Here is a 17,438-nt window from a genome sequence, read left to right as displayed (position 1 = left end):
TTGGCCTCGTTTCACACATCGCGTGCCCCCTCACCCGGATCTCGCTGAACGCTCGCTCCGACCTCTCCCCCAACTTCGTCGGGGGAGAGGTGACAGCCAAGAAACTGTCCACGAAAACGCTGTGTCAACACCAAGTTTTGAACAACCCAGCGCCATCCTGGAATGCGAAAAGTTCGGTGTTGTGGAGCGTATTCGTTTGCGCAAGTTTTCATCCCGGTAGGGATTTCAAAGAGTAGCCGTCGGTAAGCGATAGCGCCACCGACGGACATGCCCGCGTAGCCACTCTCCCTCCCGACGTGGCCCTCGGCCACGGCGGGAGCGAGAGTTTATCAGGGGGGGCTCGTTTACCGGGGGTGTGCTGCTACGCAGCGACCCCCGGCTACCATCTGACATCCCTACCGGGATGGAGAAAGACAGAAGCCGGAAGAAAATTTGCATCTGCTATCAGAGCGCCAATAGCAAAATTTAGCAGTCCAGCGCCAGCCAGGGCGTGGGAACCGTAGCGAACGCCAAACGGCTCCCATCCCCAAAGACTCCTGCATGCCTGCTTAGCAACGCGTGAACAACAAGTGACGATGTTAGCGGTGTGGCGCAAGCCGCCCGGTGAGGCACCGGAGGGCTCGCGCCCTTCCGCTAAGTCACTTGTTGTTCACGTGGTGCTTAGGGACGGCTTTGCGCGAACGCATCGCCGTGACTGTCAGGTCAGACCTGATCAACGTCACTCCGGAGCCGCATCCGTTTCCGGACCGGCATCCGCTTCTGTCGGGCCCTCGGCTTCTGCCGCGACTTCGGCGGAGGGATCGGCTTCAGTGGTGGCTTCCGCTTCGGAATCTTCGCCTTCGTTCTCTTCCGCTGGCACGCGAACGACCGCGATCAATTCATCGCCGTCATCGACGTTCATGATGCGAACACCTTGTGTGTTACGCCCGATCACGTTGATATCGCCGGCACTGATTCGTTGCAGCTTGCCTTTGGCGGTCATCAAGAACAGCTCGTCATCGTCGTTGACACGAGCGATTCCGATCACCTTGCCGTTTCGCTCGCTGGTCTTGATATCGCGCAGACCTTTGCCGCCACGTTTTTGGGTGCGATAGCGAGCCGAGCCACTGGACGACGCGTTTTCATCGTCACTGCCTTCGCTGGAATCGCTGCTGTCATCTGAGTCGCCTTCGGAGATGTCGGCCACGTTGGGGCCAAACGGCGTTCGTTTGCCATAACCGTTCTTACAAACGGTCAGCAGGGTCGCTTCGGGATCGGTCACCACCATTCCCACCACGGCGTCGTCGCCGACCAAAGAGATCCCCTTCACGCCAGACGTGTTTCGTCCCATCGGACGCGAATCCGATTCACGGAAACGGATCGCCATGCCGTCGGACGTGACCAAAATGACTTCATCGCCAGGTCCAACCACCGCAGCATCCACCAATTCATCGCCTTCGCGAAGTTTGATGGCGATGATGCCGCCTCGTTTTGGTCGACTGTATTGTTCGAGCGGAGTCTTCTTCACCAAGCCGCTCTTGGTCGTCATCACGATGGTGTGACCAGGCTGATTGAAATCGCGAACGGCCAAGCACTCCGCGATCTGCTCGCCCTCTTCCATTTGCAACAGGTTCACGATCGCACGGCCCTTGGCATCACGAGCGAGCTGCGGGATGTCATAGACCTTCTGCCAACGGACTTTCCCTGCCGTGGTGAAGAACAACAGGTACGCGTGCGTGCTGGCGACGAACAGGTGCTCAATTGGATCTTCGGTGTCGCTCTTGGCACCCTTCATGCCTTTGCCGCCACGACGCTGCGTGTTGTAAACGCTGGTTGGCGTGCGTTTGATGTAACCACGGTGACTGATGGAAACAACCATCGTCTCTTCCGTGATCAAATCTTCCAGGTCGATGTTGCCCAGCTCTTCGTTGCTGATCTCGGTTCGACGCTTGTTGCCAAAGCGACGCTTCATCTCCTCAAGGTCATCCTTGATGATGCCATTGATCCGGGTGGGGCTGGCCAGGATCTCTATGTAGTCGATGATTTCCTTCAGCAGCTCAGCGTGTTCGCCCGAGAGCTTCTCCTGTTCCAAGTTGACCAATTGGCCCAAACGCATGCGAAGAATTTCGTCGGTCTGGACGCTGGTCAGCGTGTACGCATCGGCTTCGCCGCGTTCCAACTGGAACTGTTTGAACCCAACATCACCAAGAGCCCGCTGCATCATCGATGCGGGGCACTGGATGCCCATCAAGCGTTCTTTTGCTTCGGGCTGAGTGCGGCTGGTGCGGATCGTTTGAATGATCTCGTCGATGTTGGCGAGTGCCAGCAACAAACCTTCCACGGTGTGTTTGCGACGACGGGCCCGAGCAAGCAAAAACTGGGTACGTCGACGAATGACCGTGACACGGTGACGCAGGAACTCTGCCAGCATCTCCTTCAACGTCAGCTCACGAGGCTTGCCGTCGACGAGAGCCAAGAAGATCAGCGAGAACGTGTCCTGCAGCGGCGAGAACTGATACAGCTGGTTCAAGATCACATCGGGATCTTCGCCACGTTTCAGCTCGACCACCAATCGAACGGGTTCCTTCAGATCGCTTTCATCGCGAATGCCGGAGATCCCTTTGATTCGGTCTCCGTTCACGAGCGCCGCGATCTTTTCAATGATCCGGTCGCGATATTGCTGGTAAGGAATCTCGGTGATGACGATGCGACTTCGGTTGCCCTTCATCTCTTCGATTTGGCAACGGGCACGCACGACCATCGTGCTTCGTCCGGTCTTGTAACCGCGACGCACGCCGGCGCGGCCACAGATGATGCCGCCCGTCGGGAAGTCAGGGCCGGGAATGATCTCGCACAGCTCATCGATCGAAGTGTCCGGTTCTTCGATCAACTTGATCAAGGCATCGCAAACTTCAGTCGGGTTGTGAGGTGGGATGCTGGTTGCCATCCCGACCGCGATGCCACCTGAACCGTTGATCAACAAGTTGGGGAACTTGCTGGGCAAGACCGTTGGTTCGGTTCTCGCTTCATCGTAGGTCGGGATGTAGTCGACGGTGTCGAGTTTCAAGTCTTCCAACATCGCGGCTGCGACGGCGCCCATGCGAGCTTCTGTGTATCGCATGGCAGCCGGAGGCAACCCCGCGACGCTCCCGAAGTTCCCCTGCTTGTCGATCAACAAGCATCGCATGTTCCACTCTTGAGCCATCCGAACGAGCGTCGGGTAGATCACACTTTCACCGTGCGGGTGATAGTTCCCCGAGGTGTCACCGGAAATTTTAGCGCATTTGACCCGCTTGCTGCCTGGGCCGAGATTCAAGTCGTTCATGGCAACCAAGATCCGACGCTGAGACGGTTTCAATCCGTCACGCACATCGGGCAAGGCTCGACTGACGATCACGCTCATCGCGTACGTCAGGTAGCTCTCGCGGAGTTCGTCTTGGATGGGCAGATTGACCATCCGCAGCGCACCATGCCCCCCGTGAGGGTCAGGAGGGCCGGCGTCATCGCCAGGCGGTGGGGCCGCACCACCGGGAGGACCTCCAATGCTGGGCGGATCGACCATCCCGCCACCGGAGGAGGTGTCGGTGGTGTCAGCCCCGCTTTCCTGGCCGCCGTTGTCCTCTGCGGATCCGTTCACTTCGCCCGCGTTTTCGTCGCCTGGTTCCTGATTTTCGCCGTCTTCAGCCAAGGGATTTGCTCGTTTATCGCGGGGGAAGCGGGCGGGTGCCGATCAATGATCCGCAGGCCCAAAGTTGGAATGCCTATTTTACCTCGTTCAATCGTTTTTCACAACGCCGTGGGGCTTTCTGAACATTGACGCAAGCCATTGTTTTCCAAATACTTACGACGGTCTTTTTGATGCCCTTGTCACCCTCGGATTCCAGCCATGAGTTCCCCCAGCGACGACGCGATCCTGCAATCCATTCGGCTGTATCGCGAAGCCCTTCAGCAAACGCTGAATCTGTTCGTCGAATCGGGTGAAATCGCTGAGGGCAGCTACGGTTGGCTGGCAGGAGCCGACAAGGCCGCATCAGCCAGCAACCGCAACCTGCCCCAGCAGATGGCTGACCTGCACGAAGGTTTCGTGATGAAGGTGTTCGCGACCATGGTGCCCGCCAGCAGCGCTCGCAACCTCGAACAACGCCAGCTTGGTCGGATCCTCCTGGAACACGTGTGGGGCGAAACCGTTCAAGGCAGCAAACTGCACGAAGCGATCGATTGGCTGATCACCACTGCCGAAGGCTTTTCCTGGTACGAAGTCACCCGCCCCTTCCTCGAAATCCCCTCGCTTCGCGACCGCTGGGGCGAAGTCATCACTGCGGCAACCCGGATGGCGAACTTGATCGCGATGGTCGACGGGGACGACAGCAGCGATGAACGCACACGGTTGCAGTCCCTGCTCGATGGCCTGGAAAACGCCAAGCACGTCGCCAAGTCACCCACCAGCGTCACCGCGACGACGGAAATGCCTGAGTCCCCGACGCTGGATCATCAAGCCGACCTGGACAATGCTCGCGAAGCGATCTCCTGGTTGCGTTCCGAAGCCAAACGACTGCATGAAGGCACCGGCCATGACGCCGCGAACAAACCCCTGCCAACACGCACCGGTGGCGGCCCCCCTGCCTCCGCCGACACCCCCCGAACCAACCCCAAGGAACCGGAAGAAATTGACGCACGAACGGCCGAAGAACGCTTGGCCGACGCGCGAGCCAAACTGGATCGCTTGATCGGACTGGATGCCATCAAGAATCAAATTCAAACGCTGGCGAACTTCCTGGCGATGGAACGCCACCGCGCCCAAGCAGGCTTGCCCACGACCAAACCCAGCCTGCACATGGCCTTCGTTGGCAATCCCGGCACCGGCAAGACCACCGTCGCTCGGATCATCGCGGAAATCTACGGCGGACTGGGCGTGCTAGAAAAGGGCCACTTGGTGGAAACCGATCGCAGTGGCTTGGTCGCCGAATACGCTGGCCAAACAGGCCCCAAGACCAACGCGAAAATCGACGAAGCGCTCGATGGCGTGCTGTTTATCGATGAAGCCTACACGTTGATCGATGAAAGCGGCCAAGACCAATACGGCCGCGAAGCCATCCAAACCCTGCTGAAGCGGATGGAGGACCAACGCGACCGCTTGGTTGTGATTCTGGCGGGCTACCCCAAAGAAATGACGAAGATGATCCGCAGCAACCCGGGACTCAGCTCACGGGTCGGCACCACCATGCACTTCGACGACTACGACCCCGAGGCCCTGTGCCGGATCTTTGAACTGATCGCTGCCAAAGCCCAGTACGTGATCCCCACCCAGAGCCGACGACGACTCCTGCGTGGCTTCACGCATCTGTACTTCAATCGCGATCGCCACTTTGGCAACGGCCGGACGTCTCGCAACTCGTTCGAACGCAGCGTCCGCCGCTTGGCAAACCGAATCGCAGGTTCCATGGAAATCACGCGAGAATTGCTGACCACGCTTCAGCCTTCCGACATCGAAATCCCAGACCTCACCGACGCTCAACTCGATGCCATGACCGAACCCAGCGGCATGATCCGAGTCACCTGCCCACACTGCGACACGCCTCAGGTGATCGATGACACCACGATGGGCACGACCACCAACTGCACCTCGTGCAGCGAACCCATGGACGTCCAGTGGGGCAGTCCCGTGATCGACCTGAAAGCCCCCGCCGAACCTCACCCCGAGCAAGTCAGCCCACCCGGAGCATAACTTTTGAAGTTGCGCTGTTGCAGTAGGTTTTGTTGGCCAACGGCCATCCTCATCGAAGCCAGGGGCATCGCCCTTGTCTTTACTTTTATCCCGGTAGGGATATCAGATGGTAGCCATCGGCAAGCGATAGCGCCACCGATGGACATGCCTCCTACGCCGCCACTCACCATCCCGCCGTGGCCATTGGCCACGGCGGGATGGCGAGTTTTTTTGCGGCTCGTTTCCCTGGGGTACGCTGCTACGCAGCAACCCCCGGCTACCATCTGGCATCCCTACCGGGATGAAGAAGGACTGACGTCGGAACAAAACAGACGTCCCCAAGAAGCCGCCAACGCCGAAGATCGGGCAGCCCAGGCCAACGCCGAAACGGCTCTGTAAATCAACGGCCGCACCACGCGACTCGCGTCGATCACAGCGGCATTTTGCGATCGATCAACCGCGAAGCGGACGATACAAGTCCAACTCTTCACGTCCCATCAACTGCGCATAGATCGCTGCGATTTGGCGTTGGCCTTCCCGCAACATTTCTTCCGCGTCGCTGGTCTCTGCACCGGCGAGTTCAAACCAATACTCATCAGAGTCAGGCTTGGCAAACCCGCGTGCCTCCTCCGGCAACCCAGCCACAATCACACATTCGCATTGCTGTGATTCGGGTGCGTTGTCATCGGCACCGGCAAGATTCTGATACTGCAACCGGTAGTCCGGCGGGATGGAAACCTCCGATTCATCGTCAGCGTCCGCTTCTTCATCGGGCTCGACCACAACGTCCACGGTTTCGACCGCTGTCACCATCACGTTGGGCCACACCCGACCTCGCAGCAAATCGGACCGGGTCACCGCGAGCAACCCGTCCTGGATCCACTCGCCAATCGTCACCGGCAAGGCAGCGGGAATCTCATCACCACGCTGCGCCGCGATCGCATTGAAAGCCAACGGCGACAGACTTCGATCCGGCAACATCGGAGACGGAAGGTCCCAGCATTCCGCCAGCTCACGCCCATCCAACCAATGCCGCCCGAACCAATCCCCACGAAAGGTGGGACCGATTCGCTGAGCCGGTTCGCCGGCATTTGGACGGTCAGCCCAGGCGTCCGCGCCGCCCACCAAAGTCACATCGTACCCGAGGAAACGACCATACAGAGCCGCTTCTATCCCCAACTCCGTGGTGCCAATCACAACAATGGAACCAGGAGGATCGAGGGTGGAATCATTCATAAAAGCACGCCGATTCTCGGCAAAAACAAAGCGTTTCGAAAGCGAAAAGGAACCCCATGCCGCCTGCGGGCGGTCGCGTATCGTCGGGGCTGCGTCCCAAACTGACAAGTGCCATTGCAAACCGCGCTCGTGGTCGACCGCAGCTTGATTTTCGGATAGATCGAATAGAGACGTAGCGAAAGTCGTCAAGACTTTCGAAGATCACGGGACAGTCGAAACTCTTGACGGGTTTCGCTACCCGAAGATTCAGCTGTCACAGACCACGAGGACACCTGCCCATCCTGCTTGGGCAATCGACGATACAGACGAGCCTGCAGAAACCCGTGATTGAGCACCTGAGTTCGATGCACGCTCCACTTGTCCACGCCCAAGAACGGTTCCACCGCGATCAAAGACTGCGACGTGAGCCCGGTCTGCCAGGCGAAGAAGCGATGCATCACACCGCTCCAAAACTTCGCTCGCAGACGCCGCCAACCCGAGGAAGGCAGCACGAAGTCGACGTGATAAAACCAACCTCCCGGTTCGACCAACGCCAACCACTTGGGCAGGTGGCAACGCAATTCCGCTTCGCGAAAACAATCCAAGAAGAACGGCGTGATGACGCAAGCGAACGTCTGCCCCTTCGCACTCCAATCCGTCGCGTCCTGACCTACCAAACGAACTCGATCACTGGCCCCCCACTGAAGCACTCGCTCTCGTTGAAGCCGCAACATCTCCGGGCTTTGTTCGACGCTGGTGACGAAAGCATGAGGCTGCGTTCGCAAGACCTCCGCCAACAAACGGCCGTCCCCCTCGCCCAGCATCAGAATGCGAGCGACCGGCGGCAACTCCGACAACAACGCCATGCGAGCCCGTTGCAGCTCATTGCGGAAGACCGGTTTCTCCAGCAACCAATACCACCGAGCCAGACGGTCATAACCTCGCACCGAGTCGCTCAAAGAATTGCCCAGCAAATCACTGGCAAAACGATCAGCGACCAATCGGCCATGGGCACCCATCGATCAAACCAAGGTCGTCGGACATCGACCGATGACGACCAGCGACTCCATTCACTGAGGCCCCTGCCCTTCCATCGCCAGCAACAGGTTGTTGCAAGCAACGCGATGGAACTGCCCAGCAAACAAACCGCCATCAGCAAAGGCAACCCACCGACGATCCCGCTGACTCCCGCCACCGCCGCCACGCCCCACGTTGCCACCAGCTCACACCGTGAGCTTCTGGAGCGATCTGCATCGTAATTTTGATCCGCCACCGATTCTCGCTTCGCGACCGCCCAGCAATTTGCAGTGAACAGCAGTGCCGACGCGGCACACGCCACCCCCAACGAAACACTGGGGGCCTCCAACCAAGCGATCAAGCTGACGCCGGCGGCAAAGATCACACCGACCTGAACTTCCTTCGCGAAAACGTGCCGGACCGTGGAGCGTCCTGGCCAGAAATGCACGCCAGCCCCATACACCAACACGGATGTCGCAACCAACAGCCCCATCCGAATCACGACCGTATCCATCCAGGCCACGACCACCCCACTGGCCGCCAACAAAACGGCCACCCAAGTCAGCATCCAAACCCTCGCGTGTTGGTGATGCATCCGGTGGCGGACCAGATGGGGTCGCGACAGATCCAATCGCGACCCATCCAGCAACCGGTCGGCGACGTAGATCAGCCACACGACCGAGGCCAAGACAAACGATTCGTACCAGAGTGGCGTTCGCCCACAGAATGCCAGGATAAAAACAAACTGCCAGAGCAGCGCGACCAAGACCGCATCGAACGACAGCACGTTGAGCCAACAGGCCAACGGCAGTCGCTCGGCAGGCGTCACCGTTGGCTGAAGCGACACAAACACTGCTGTTGGCGTTGACTTTGGCTCAGGATCCTGCACCTTGAACAATCCGATTGGACAACGTGCCCACACCACCGATCGTGATGTTCACAACGTCATCGGGAAGCAGCGTGAAATCACTGGTGGGAACAATTCCGGTTCCGGTCATCAAGAACGCTCCGTCGGCCATCGTGTTGTCACGTCCCAGCCACTGAACCAAATCGTCAAACTTGCGAGCCATCTCAGCCGCCGACGTCGCTTGATCAAAAACGATGGCTCCATCGCGCACGATCTTCAGGTCCACGGTGATGGCATCGGCCGAGGGCAGCTCATCCATCAACGTGATCCACGGACCCAGCCCCGCGCATTGGTCGTAGCATTTCGCCTGTGGCAGGTACAACGGGTTCTCCCCTTCGATGTCCCGCGAGCTCATGTCGTTGCCGACCGTCAATCCAACGATCTTCAACGCGGGACTGAGCACCAATGTGATCTCCGGTTCCGGCACATTCCACTTGGCATCGGTTCGAATGCGAAGCGGTTGTTGGTGGCCGCTGACGCGGGATGGTGTGGCCTTGAAAAAGATCTCTGGACGATCCGCGTTGTACACCCGGTCGTAGCACGACGCGGCGGCTTCGGACTCTTCCATCCGTGCCGTTTGACTGCGTTTGTAAGTCACCCCGGCGGCCCAAACTTCTTGCTGATCGATGGGTGGCAACCACTGCGTTGAATCATCGATCGCGATGGATTGATCGCGGGCCAAGGACGCCGCCGCGGCCTTGGGATTCTCGGCCGCCAGAATCGCAGACAACGTGGGAAGCTCCGCCGTCGTTTGAAGCGGGATCAGGTTGCCGTCTTCGACCAAAGCAACGCGAATTTGGCCGGCTGAATCAATGCATTTGGTGATATTCATGCCAACAGAATACCCTCGGCCCGGCCCTGTCAGAAGACCTCCGGGCCAAAAGTGACGCTCCCCCGAGAAGCAGTCGCAATCGCTCAGCGAATGACGGCGACTTCGATTTCAAGGCCGGGACCAAAGCCCAGCATCAACCACGGACCAGGCACGTTTCGTTGCTGGAACTTCTGCAGAACAAACCCGAGCGTTGCTGACGACATGTTGCCGTGCTCCCGCAACACTTCCCGAGAAATGTCCAGCGCGTCCGCTGGCAACTCCAACGCGGTTTCGACCGACTGCAAAATCCGCACGCCGCCGGGATGCACCGCCCAACCGCCGATCGAATCCAAATCCAATCCCGATTTCGCCAGCCAAGGCACGATGAAATCTCGCAGGTTCTTTTCAATGAATCCGGGCACACTGGATTCGAGTGTCATGATGAATCCGTTGTCACCAATCCGCCACGTCATGGCATCGTGACTGTCGCGAATCAGGCAGGATCCCACCGAGACGATTTCGCCCAGCGGGGAATCGACACTGCTTGATTCAGGACAATCGTCCCCGGCAACAATCAACCCAGCGGAACCATCGGCGAACAACGACCCGGACACAATCCGCTGAGCGTCGTAACCATACTGATAGTGCAGGCTGCAAAGCTCGATGCAAACGATCAAGACCACCGCATCGGCGTCGGCCGCGACCAACCCTCGTGCGGTACGAAGAGCGTTGACCAACCCATGGCAACCCATGAACCCAACTTGGATTCGCTGGGTTGTGATTGGCAAGCCGAGCTGGTCAATCAGCTGCACATCGATTCCCGGCGCGGTGAACCCTGTGCAAGTGACGGTGACCACGTGCGTGACGTCGTCCGGCGAGATGCCGCTGCCATCCAGAGCAGCTTGTCCCGCTCGGCATGCGAGCACGGGCGCTTCGGCCGCATACCGTTCGTTGCGAGTGGCCATGGTGGGCCCACGATCAGCACCGTCTGCCAAAGGCGGGTAGAACGACTGGGTCAGCTCGCCCGCATCACCTTTTTCGACCAGCACACTGCCGCGTGTGTCGACTCCGGTTCGGCGATAGAGTTTGGCCAGCTTGAGAGCTTGGGTTTCGTCCTCGCACGACATGCTTTGTGCGCAGTGGGTCGAAAACGCGAGGTCGGCTTGATTTGTCGGATGAGCCGTCGCGATGGAAAGAATCTGGGCAGTCATGAAGAGACGTGAGTCCGAAGAGAAGTGTCCGCGAAGCTCGATGCGGTGCGGTGGATGGGGGACGTTGTGTCGAAACGCGGGCCGTTTGCGAGACTACGAGTGAAAGGAACCGCCAACCAATCTGCACGTCGGAGACCGTGACATGCGAACCAGCGAACCGGACGGTATCGAACCATCCTGGTGACCCAGCGACACAATTGCCGACGGCGGGTTTGAAACTTCAATGCTCGAAGGTCCCAGTTTGCACCAAAATCGCCTCCACCGTTAGGCGTCATCTGCGGCATCCGATACAAAGCCCACAAATCAGCCACCGCCAAACCGCTCTCAATTCCCCAGGTCATTCCTTCGCCGGTGAGCGGTTCCACGTACCCAGCCGCATCGCCAATCGCGACGATTCGCCCCCGTCCGCTCACCCGTTTTCGCCGCAGCGGCGGGGTTGTTTGCCAATCAGCGACCTCGCAGAACCAATGCTCCAGTTGCTGGGATTGCGATGAATTGAACCGCCCCGAGGCCAACAACAGAGACAGCACCTGCGACTGAATGGCCTGCCGCCCCCCGCCCGTGTCGGAAGCCAATTTCCTTCTCGGATGAATCGCGGCCGCCAAATCCAAGGCACCACCAGGAAGCCGCACGATCCCCACGTAACCCTCTGCTCCACAATGCATTTGGATCTCGCCGAGGTCCAATTGCCACCCCATTTGCTGGGCGTCACGTTCGCTCATGTGCGCGGAAATCCCCATCGGACCATGGGGGGTTTCAACCCACGGAAGATCCGCCGCATCACGCTGCCGGAACCGACCCGTCAGCCCCGACGACACAACCACCAAATCAAACGTCTCCGGCGAACCCGAACCAGTCTCGATCCAAACCTGCTCCTGCGACTCCCTGACAATGGTCGCCTCGCAAGGCTGACGCACCTCAACGCCGGACTGAACGGCGAGCTGAAGCAGATGCTGGTCCAACTCCGCCCGCGAAAGTGCAACGCCTTCCCGGAACCCGATGCAGACACCAGGCACAGGCCGTCGTGAAGCACTCATTTCTGCCGCGGAAGCCGCTTTCGACGAAGACGATTGAAAGAAACCTTGGAAGAACTTCGTCGGAACGCCGCGTTCTCGAACCGATTGACCAACGCCAATCGCATCCAAAGCCGCCAATCCCGCCGCTCCCAAGCAACACCCGCAAACTTTTTCGCGTGGGAACACCGACTTTTCGAACAACGTGACCCGGGCACCTCGCTGAGCAAACCGAATGGCTGCGGCAGATCCCGCCACGCCCGCGCCAATGATCGCGACCTTTCCCAAGTCCCGAGTTTCGTCGTCCCCGGTCACGGAATGGCACCCGACAGAATCGGCGACGATCTCCCCGCCAATTCTGCCACGCAAGCCTGGTCAATCACTGCCAAGTAACGGCACGGAAAAGAAATCCGGACCGGAATGTCGTACCCCATCGCTTGTCGAAGCAGCGCCGAAAACTCGGGACGACTGAACGCGGCACGAACACTGGCGGTGGCATCGTGGTGAACCACATCACTCCGCGAAACCAAACGAGACGCGGCGGCAACCAAGGCCAGATTGACGGACGAACGATCCAAATCACAGATCAACACCGAGCGTTCGCTCACACGCCACATCTCTTGGATCAATCGGACCGCTTGGTAGTTTTCCAAATGGTGCATGAACAACGAATTGGTCACGACATCAAACCCCGACGGCAATCCATCGGTCAAACAATCTCGCACGACCGTTCCCAACGTCACGCCGGCAGCCTTGGCCGATTCCAACGCCACGTCCATCGCGTACTCGCTGCGATCCAGCGACGTGACTTCCATCCGAATGCCTTGACGTTTGGCTCGCCTCAGCCAATCGATCGGCAAATCAGCGCTGCCACTGGCAACATCCAAGACCCGCAGAGGCCGCCGCGGCTGCTGGGCCGCCAAGCGGACCAACCGAGGATAAAAGACCCTTGAAACCAAACTGATTCGGTTCAACCGAGCCAATCCAGCCAGAGCTTGTCGATGACGCTCAGGATCTAACCCCGGATCGTCCATCCATTCATCACTGCGAACACGTGCGGAAGTCATGATGGTGTGGCAACCACCTCATTGACCAATTCTTCACCCCGACTGAATGCATCGATGCTCTGAAGTGTGGTTTGAGCGATCGTTTCCAAAGCTTCCCGGGTGAAGAACGCCTGGTGGGAAGTGATCAAGACATTGGGAAACGTCATCAATCGTGACAGCACATCGTCCTGCATGACTTCCTGAGAAAGGTCTTCGAAAAACACACCGGATTCTTCTTCGTACACATCCAATGCAAACCCGCCCAATTGCCCGGATTTCAGTCCTTCGATGGCCGCCGAGGTGTCCACCAAACCGCCACGTGATGTGTTGACCAACATCGCGCCACGTTTCATTTTGCTGAGTCGATCCGCATTGATCAAATGGTGTGTTTCCGGCGTCAGCGGGCACTGCAACGAAACCAAGTCGGACTCCGCCAGCAGACGCTCCAAGGCAACATACTCGCCGAGCTGCTTGGCTTCTTCGTTCGGGTAGGGATCGTACAACAACACCCGGCACCCAAACCCGTTCATGATCCGCGCCAAAACGCGACCGATTGCACCGGTTCCAATCACACCGAACGTTCGTCCGTGCAGATCGAACCCCAAGAACCCGTCAATGGAAAAGTTGTTCTCACGCACTCGGTTGTAAGCTTTGTGAATCTTGCGATTCAAAGTCAAAATCAGCCCCACCGTGTGCTCCGCAACCGCGTACGGCGAGTAGCGAGGGACCCGCACGACTCGGACTCCGAATTTCGCCGCAGCATCCAAATCCACGTTGTTGATGCCAGCACACCGCATCGCCAGCAAGCCAATCCCAAACTCGCTGAGCTTCTCCAGAACGGACGCATCGAGTGTGTCGTTGACGAATGCGCAAACGGCGTCACAGCCATCCACCAAGACCACGGTGGAAGCGTCCAAGCGGTGTTCCAAGAACACCATTTCATGACTGAAGTTTTCCGCCGCCGCCGACAAAAATTTCTCGTCGTAAGGCTTGGTGCTGAAACAGGCGATCTTCATGAATCGTTCTCGTTTTCCATGGGTCCATTCTCGTTTCCAGCCACACCTCGCCAGCGAATGAACAGAGCGATCAAACTGGCCGCAATGACCATCAAACTGACCCACTGAGAGATCGACAACGAGGTTCCAAACTGACCTTTCTCATCGACGCGAATCCATTCCAACACGATTCGCAACACGCCATAGGCGATGAAACCAATCAGCATCAGCACTCCCGGCCGACTCCCTCCTGAGATTGCTCGCTCAGTCGCGGCGTCACTGGTTCGCTTGGGTGCTCGGTGCAGGATTCGTTCCACGATCAGCAATACGACGAACATGATGGCTGCAAAAACAGAACTGATAATTTGCGTGCCCCAAACGGGCTCCGCAATCGCCGGCAGATCCTGCGGCGAAAATCTCGCCAAAACTTCGTCACTTTCCAGCACAAACACCCCGGGCAGGGCTTCTTCCACCGGCCGGTCCAGCGGCACCTGGTCTCGGTAAGAACTGTCCAAAGCAATCCTCAACGTTTGCCCGGCTTCAATTCCTGCTTGGCTGGCCAAAGAATCGGGACGCACCGCATCCACGATCAATCGCGACTGACCGGGCGGGACTTCATCTTCGGATGAGATCGGTCGCCCTTGGATTCCCAACAACTCGCCCGACAACAGTTGCTCCGCGTGAACCTGGGATCCAGCCGGGAACCGAACCGCCAATGGCCCGGATTCACACGCGCCCCCGTAGCAGCACCCGTTCATCAGGCACCCCAAGCGGCCAAACAACAACCCCACAAAGATGCAGGGGATGATCACATCGCCGATTCGCCAGATCGGTGTCCCGTGCCGTTTCAACGCGATCAACGAAGCGATGAACCCACCGATGAAGCCGCCATAGACGACCAAACCGCCCTGATTCAGCGCCGCCATCGACAGCAGCGTTTCCGTCCAGGTCGGCCGCAGAAAATCTTCGAAGTACTGCGTGACATAGAAAATCCGGGCTCCGAGCAAGCCACCGATGAAGGTCCAGGGGGCCAGCTGCAAAATCGAATCTGCCCCCAATCCGGCACGCTCCGCCCGCCAGGCAGCCAAGCCCACCGACGCGATCGCCGCCAGCATCAGGAACATCCCGTACCCGCGGACCGCCACCCCGACCGGTTCGCCCAGCGAGTTGACCAGCTCCGTTCGCGGAACCACGAAAACCAAGATCACCGCCGCCATCAGGGCAAAGCCAGCGATTTGGCGAATGGCGGCGACTGCCCCCACGCCACCGCGACGAGATTCCCAGCCCACAAAGGCCAACACGGCGATCACCAAAAAAAACAACGCCCAACCCACCCCAAAAAGGGGCCAGCCCGCGAATTCATGTGGGAACAATAACAGCGTCCGACGCATGGTTGCCTGTCGAAAGAGGGTCTATCCATCAAATGCGTGCGTAATTCGCACCGCGCTCGCCACAACAAATTCCCGTGGCAGATGCCTTTATCGTCGCATCGATCCGCTTGAAACGATAGGCGGATTGGGTCCCGACAACTGCTGCGAGCGGTCCAACCCGACCGAACTGCGATGAGGAAATGGCGAAATCGCGTGAACTTGGGTATTTTCTTTTCATCGAACTATACTGACGGCCAAACCTAGAAGGCGAGTTTGTTATCCTTGCCTCGCGAGCTGTCTCGCTCGCCTGAACCGGGCCCCGTCCCGACCGAACTGCACCCTGATTCTCCGACATCGATTGAGGTTCCCGTCCATGCCCAAGGCTCTTTGTCTAATCAGCCTTGTGGCGTCCATCCTGCTGCTGGTGCTGTTCGGAGCCGATTTGCTTCTGGGGCTGGCTGGAATGAGCGACATGGCTCCCCTCGGGTCGGCCAGCATGTTGATGAACTTCGGGTTCGTCATTTTCGCTGGATTGCTGGCTTTTCTCAGCTTCACCACCTATCGCGAACAGCGTTAGCGGACGCCTCGGCGGCAATTCTCGATCGCCGCGTTTCTCCCGGTCCCCCTGCTCGACCGCACGTTTTTCGGAACGCACCCCGCCCTGCCTCTGTGCCGCCGGCGATCGATTCGGCGTGTCCTGTTGCCCTCCCTCCCCCGATGGGCACAGCCAATGCATTAAACTGCTGGGCCGTTCCCTAGGCCCACCCACCTCCTGCCCTCCGATTCCCGCCCCAGCTCCCCTCCCTCCTTTCCCCTGGAGTCTCCTCGATGCGCCCATCGTCCCCCCTGCACCGCCGTCAGTTTCTGGCCACCAACCTGGCCGCGGGTTCTGCTCTCTTGGCGAACTCGTCCCCCTTTGCGTTCGCAAAAGAATCGGCGAGCGAAACAGGGCCCCTGGAAACGCTCGTGCCCACCCGCACGATCACCCACGGGCCCAAGTTCCACTGGTTCGGGTACTACGACAAACAAGAGTTCGATCCCACGGGCCGCTTTGTGTTGTCCAATGAAATCGACTTCGAAGGCCGCAGCCCCAACGCCGAGGATCGCATTGGTGTGGGCTACGTTGACACGGCCAACGACGACCAATGGACCCCGCTGGGCACCAGCCAAGCTTGGGGATGGCAACAAGGATGCATGCTGCAGTTCGTCGGCCAAGACGGCAAGCGAGTGCTTTGGAACGACCAAGATGGCGACCGCTTCGTGTGCCGTCTCCATGACTTGGATTCAGGAAAAACCCGAACCATCGATCGCCCGATTTACACGATCAGCCAAGACGGCCGGACCGGTTTGTCCGCCGATTTCCGGCGGATCAACAACCTCCGTCCGGGATACGGTTACTCCGGCCTGGCTGATCCACATGTCGACCAGCGTGCCCCCGAGGAATCCGGCGTGTGGCGGGTCGATTTGCAAACCGGTCGCAGCGAACTGATCCTGTCGCTGGCCCAAGTCGCTCAATTGCCGTGGCCGGACGGCGACAAACACGCCGACGCTTGGCACTACTTCAACCACCTTCTGATCAATCCCTCCGGCACACGTTTCATCGTGCTGCATCGATATCGTCCCGAGTTCGATCCGGCGACACTGCAGTACAAAGGCGGTTTCGTGACGCGCATGCTGACCGCCAACATGGACGGATCCGACCTGCATGTGCTGGACCCTTCCGGATACACCTCGCACTTCATCTGGAAAGGCGATGACGCTGTGACGATGTGGACTCGTCCCGCCGGCCAACCCAACGGCTTCTATGTTTTTGACGACCAGACCGACGTCGTTCGCCCGGTGGGGGCTGACAAAATGCCCAGCAATGGGCACAACACCTACTTGGCGGGCGACCACGGGGACTGGATTCTCAACGACACCTATCCCGATCGTTCCCGACGCCAAACGGTCTATCTGTACCACGTCCCCAGCAACCGCCGGTTTGACCTGGGCCATTTCCCGTCGCCCAAACGCTACACCGGCGAATGGCGTTGTGATACACACCCAAGATGCAGCCCCGATGGCCGAACCGTTGCCATCGACAGCCCGCACGCGGTTGACCAGAACGAAGGCGGACGCCAAGTTCACCTGCTGGACATCGGCGAATTGCTGGATGCCAACTCGTGACACC

General features: G+C 58.8%; 13 protein-coding genes. 3 read left to right on the top strand and 10 right to left on the bottom strand.

All coding sequences use genetic code 11. The features are described 5' to 3' along the window. Positions 1 to 718: 718 nt before the first annotated feature. Positions 719 to 3,667, bottom strand: coding sequence for a DNA gyrase subunit A (gene gyrA, locus RISK_RS17995; protein WP_047815714.1), 2,949 nt, complete (start codon positions 3,665 to 3,667; stop codon positions 719 to 721). A gap of 198 nt (positions 3,668 to 3,865) precedes the next feature. On the opposite strand from gyrA, the gene RISK_RS17990 reads away from it, so the two are divergent. After that, positions 3,866 to 5,704: an AAA family ATPase gene (locus RISK_RS17990; RefSeq protein WP_047815713.1), complete on the top strand. Its 1,839-nt coding sequence runs from the start codon at positions 3,866 to 3,868 to the stop codon at positions 5,702 to 5,704. Positions 5,705 to 6,136: 432 nt separating this feature from the next. Here the strand turns inward: RISK_RS17990 and RISK_RS17980 are convergent, their stop codons facing one another. The 9 genes from RISK_RS17980 to RISK_RS17940 form a co-directional block, all read right to left on the bottom strand. Next, positions 6,137 to 6,919, bottom strand: a complete 783-nt coding sequence (locus RISK_RS17980) for a hypothetical protein (RefSeq protein WP_236696418.1) — start codon at positions 6,917 to 6,919, stop codon at positions 6,137 to 6,139. A gap of 185 nt (positions 6,920 to 7,104) precedes the next feature. Next, complete coding sequence (locus RISK_RS17975) at positions 7,105 to 7,917, bottom strand: class I SAM-dependent methyltransferase (RefSeq protein WP_236696417.1); 813 nt, start codon at positions 7,915 to 7,917, stop codon at positions 7,105 to 7,107. Beyond that, positions 7,854 to 8,762, bottom strand: coding sequence for a hypothetical protein (locus RISK_RS17970; protein WP_236696416.1), 909 nt, complete (start codon positions 8,760 to 8,762; stop codon positions 7,854 to 7,856). Before RISK_RS17970 ends, RISK_RS17975 begins: the two co-directional genes overlap by 64 nt. 28 nt (positions 8,763 to 8,790) lie before the next feature. Beyond that, positions 8,791 to 9,654 carry a fumarylacetoacetate hydrolase family protein gene (locus RISK_RS17965; protein WP_047815711.1) on the bottom strand — a complete coding sequence of 288 codons (864 nt, stop codon included), beginning with the start codon at positions 9,652 to 9,654 and terminating at the stop codon, positions 8,791 to 8,793. Between the two features lie 83 nt (positions 9,655 to 9,737). After that, positions 9,738 to 10,844, bottom strand: a complete 1,107-nt coding sequence (locus RISK_RS17960; RefSeq protein WP_047815710.1) for a type III polyketide synthase — start codon at positions 10,842 to 10,844, stop codon at positions 9,738 to 9,740. Further along, positions 10,841 to 12,226 (bottom strand): NAD(P)/FAD-dependent oxidoreductase, encoded by a 1,386-nt coding sequence (locus RISK_RS17955; protein WP_236696415.1) that lies wholly within the window; start codon positions 12,224 to 12,226, stop codon positions 10,841 to 10,843. The genes RISK_RS17960 and RISK_RS17955 overlap by 4 nt, the downstream gene beginning before the upstream one ends. Next, complete coding sequence (locus tag RISK_RS17950) at positions 12,169 to 12,924, bottom strand: methyltransferase domain-containing protein (RefSeq protein ID WP_047815708.1); 756 nt, start codon at positions 12,922 to 12,924, stop codon at positions 12,169 to 12,171. The genes RISK_RS17955 and RISK_RS17950 overlap by 58 nt, the downstream gene beginning before the upstream one ends. Continuing rightward, a complete protein-coding gene (locus RISK_RS17945) occupies positions 12,921 to 13,919 on the bottom strand; it encodes a 2-hydroxyacid dehydrogenase (RefSeq protein WP_047815707.1) in 999 nt (332 codons plus the stop codon). Before RISK_RS17945 ends, RISK_RS17950 begins: the two co-directional genes overlap by 4 nt. Beyond that, on the bottom strand, positions 13,916 to 15,289 hold the full coding sequence (locus RISK_RS17940) for a prolipoprotein diacylglyceryl transferase (RefSeq protein ID WP_047815706.1): 1,374 nt from the start codon (positions 15,287 to 15,289) through the stop codon (positions 13,916 to 13,918). Before RISK_RS17940 ends, RISK_RS17945 begins: the two co-directional genes overlap by 4 nt. A gap of 352 nt (positions 15,290 to 15,641) precedes the next feature. On the opposite strand from RISK_RS17940, the gene RISK_RS17935 reads away from it, so the two are divergent. Together RISK_RS17935 and RISK_RS17930 are read left to right on the top strand one after the other, a co-directional pair. Next, positions 15,642 to 15,845, top strand: a complete 204-nt coding sequence (locus RISK_RS17935; protein WP_047815705.1) for a hypothetical protein — start codon at positions 15,642 to 15,644, stop codon at positions 15,843 to 15,845. A 251-nt stretch (positions 15,846 to 16,096) separates the two neighbouring features. Continuing rightward, positions 16,097 to 17,434, top strand: a complete 1,338-nt coding sequence (locus RISK_RS17930) for a hypothetical protein (protein WP_047815704.1) — start codon at positions 16,097 to 16,099, stop codon at positions 17,432 to 17,434. Positions 17,435 to 17,438: the final 4 nt, after the last annotated feature.

The sequence above is a fragment of the Rhodopirellula islandica genome (genome assembly GCF_001027925.1).
GTDB classification, from domain to species: domain Bacteria; phylum Planctomycetota; class Planctomycetia; order Pirellulales; family Pirellulaceae; genus Rhodopirellula; species Rhodopirellula islandica.
Note: the sequence above shows the minus strand (reverse complement) of the source record. Positions and strands in the feature narration are given on the sequence as shown.

What these genes read in the sequence shown, in the direction of transcription:
- RISK_RS17990 (WP_047815713.1), top strand. Translation starts at nt 3,866, where the DNA reads ATGAGTTCCCCCAGCGACGACGCGATCCTGCAATCCATTCGGCTGTAT.
- RISK_RS17980 (WP_236696418.1), bottom strand. Translation starts at nt 6,919, where the DNA reads ATGAATGATTCCACCCTCGATCCTCCTGGTTCCATTGTTGTGATTGGC.
- RISK_RS17975 (WP_236696417.1), bottom strand. Translation starts at nt 7,917, where the DNA reads ATGGGTGCCCATGGCCGATTGGTCGCTGATCGTTTTGCCAGTGATTTG.
- RISK_RS17965 (WP_047815711.1), bottom strand. Translation starts at nt 9,654, where the DNA reads ATGAATATCACCAAATGCATTGATTCAGCCGGCCAAATTCGCGTTGCT.
- RISK_RS17960 (WP_047815710.1), bottom strand. Translation starts at nt 10,844, where the DNA reads ATGACTGCCCAGATTCTTTCCATCGCGACGGCTCATCCGACAAATCAA.
- RISK_RS17950 (WP_047815708.1), bottom strand. Translation starts at nt 12,924, where the DNA reads ATGACTTCCGCACGTGTTCGCAGTGATGAATGGATGGACGATCCGGGG.
- RISK_RS17945 (WP_047815707.1), bottom strand. Translation starts at nt 13,919, where the DNA reads ATGAAGATCGCCTGTTTCAGCACCAAGCCTTACGACGAGAAATTTTTG.
- RISK_RS17940 (WP_047815706.1), bottom strand. Translation starts at nt 15,289, where the DNA reads ATGCGTCGGACGCTGTTATTGTTCCCACATGAATTCGCGGGCTGGCCC.
- RISK_RS17935 (WP_047815705.1), top strand. Translation starts at nt 15,642, where the DNA reads ATGCCCAAGGCTCTTTGTCTAATCAGCCTTGTGGCGTCCATCCTGCTG.
- RISK_RS17930 (WP_047815704.1), top strand. Translation starts at nt 16,097, where the DNA reads ATGCGCCCATCGTCCCCCCTGCACCGCCGTCAGTTTCTGGCCACCAAC.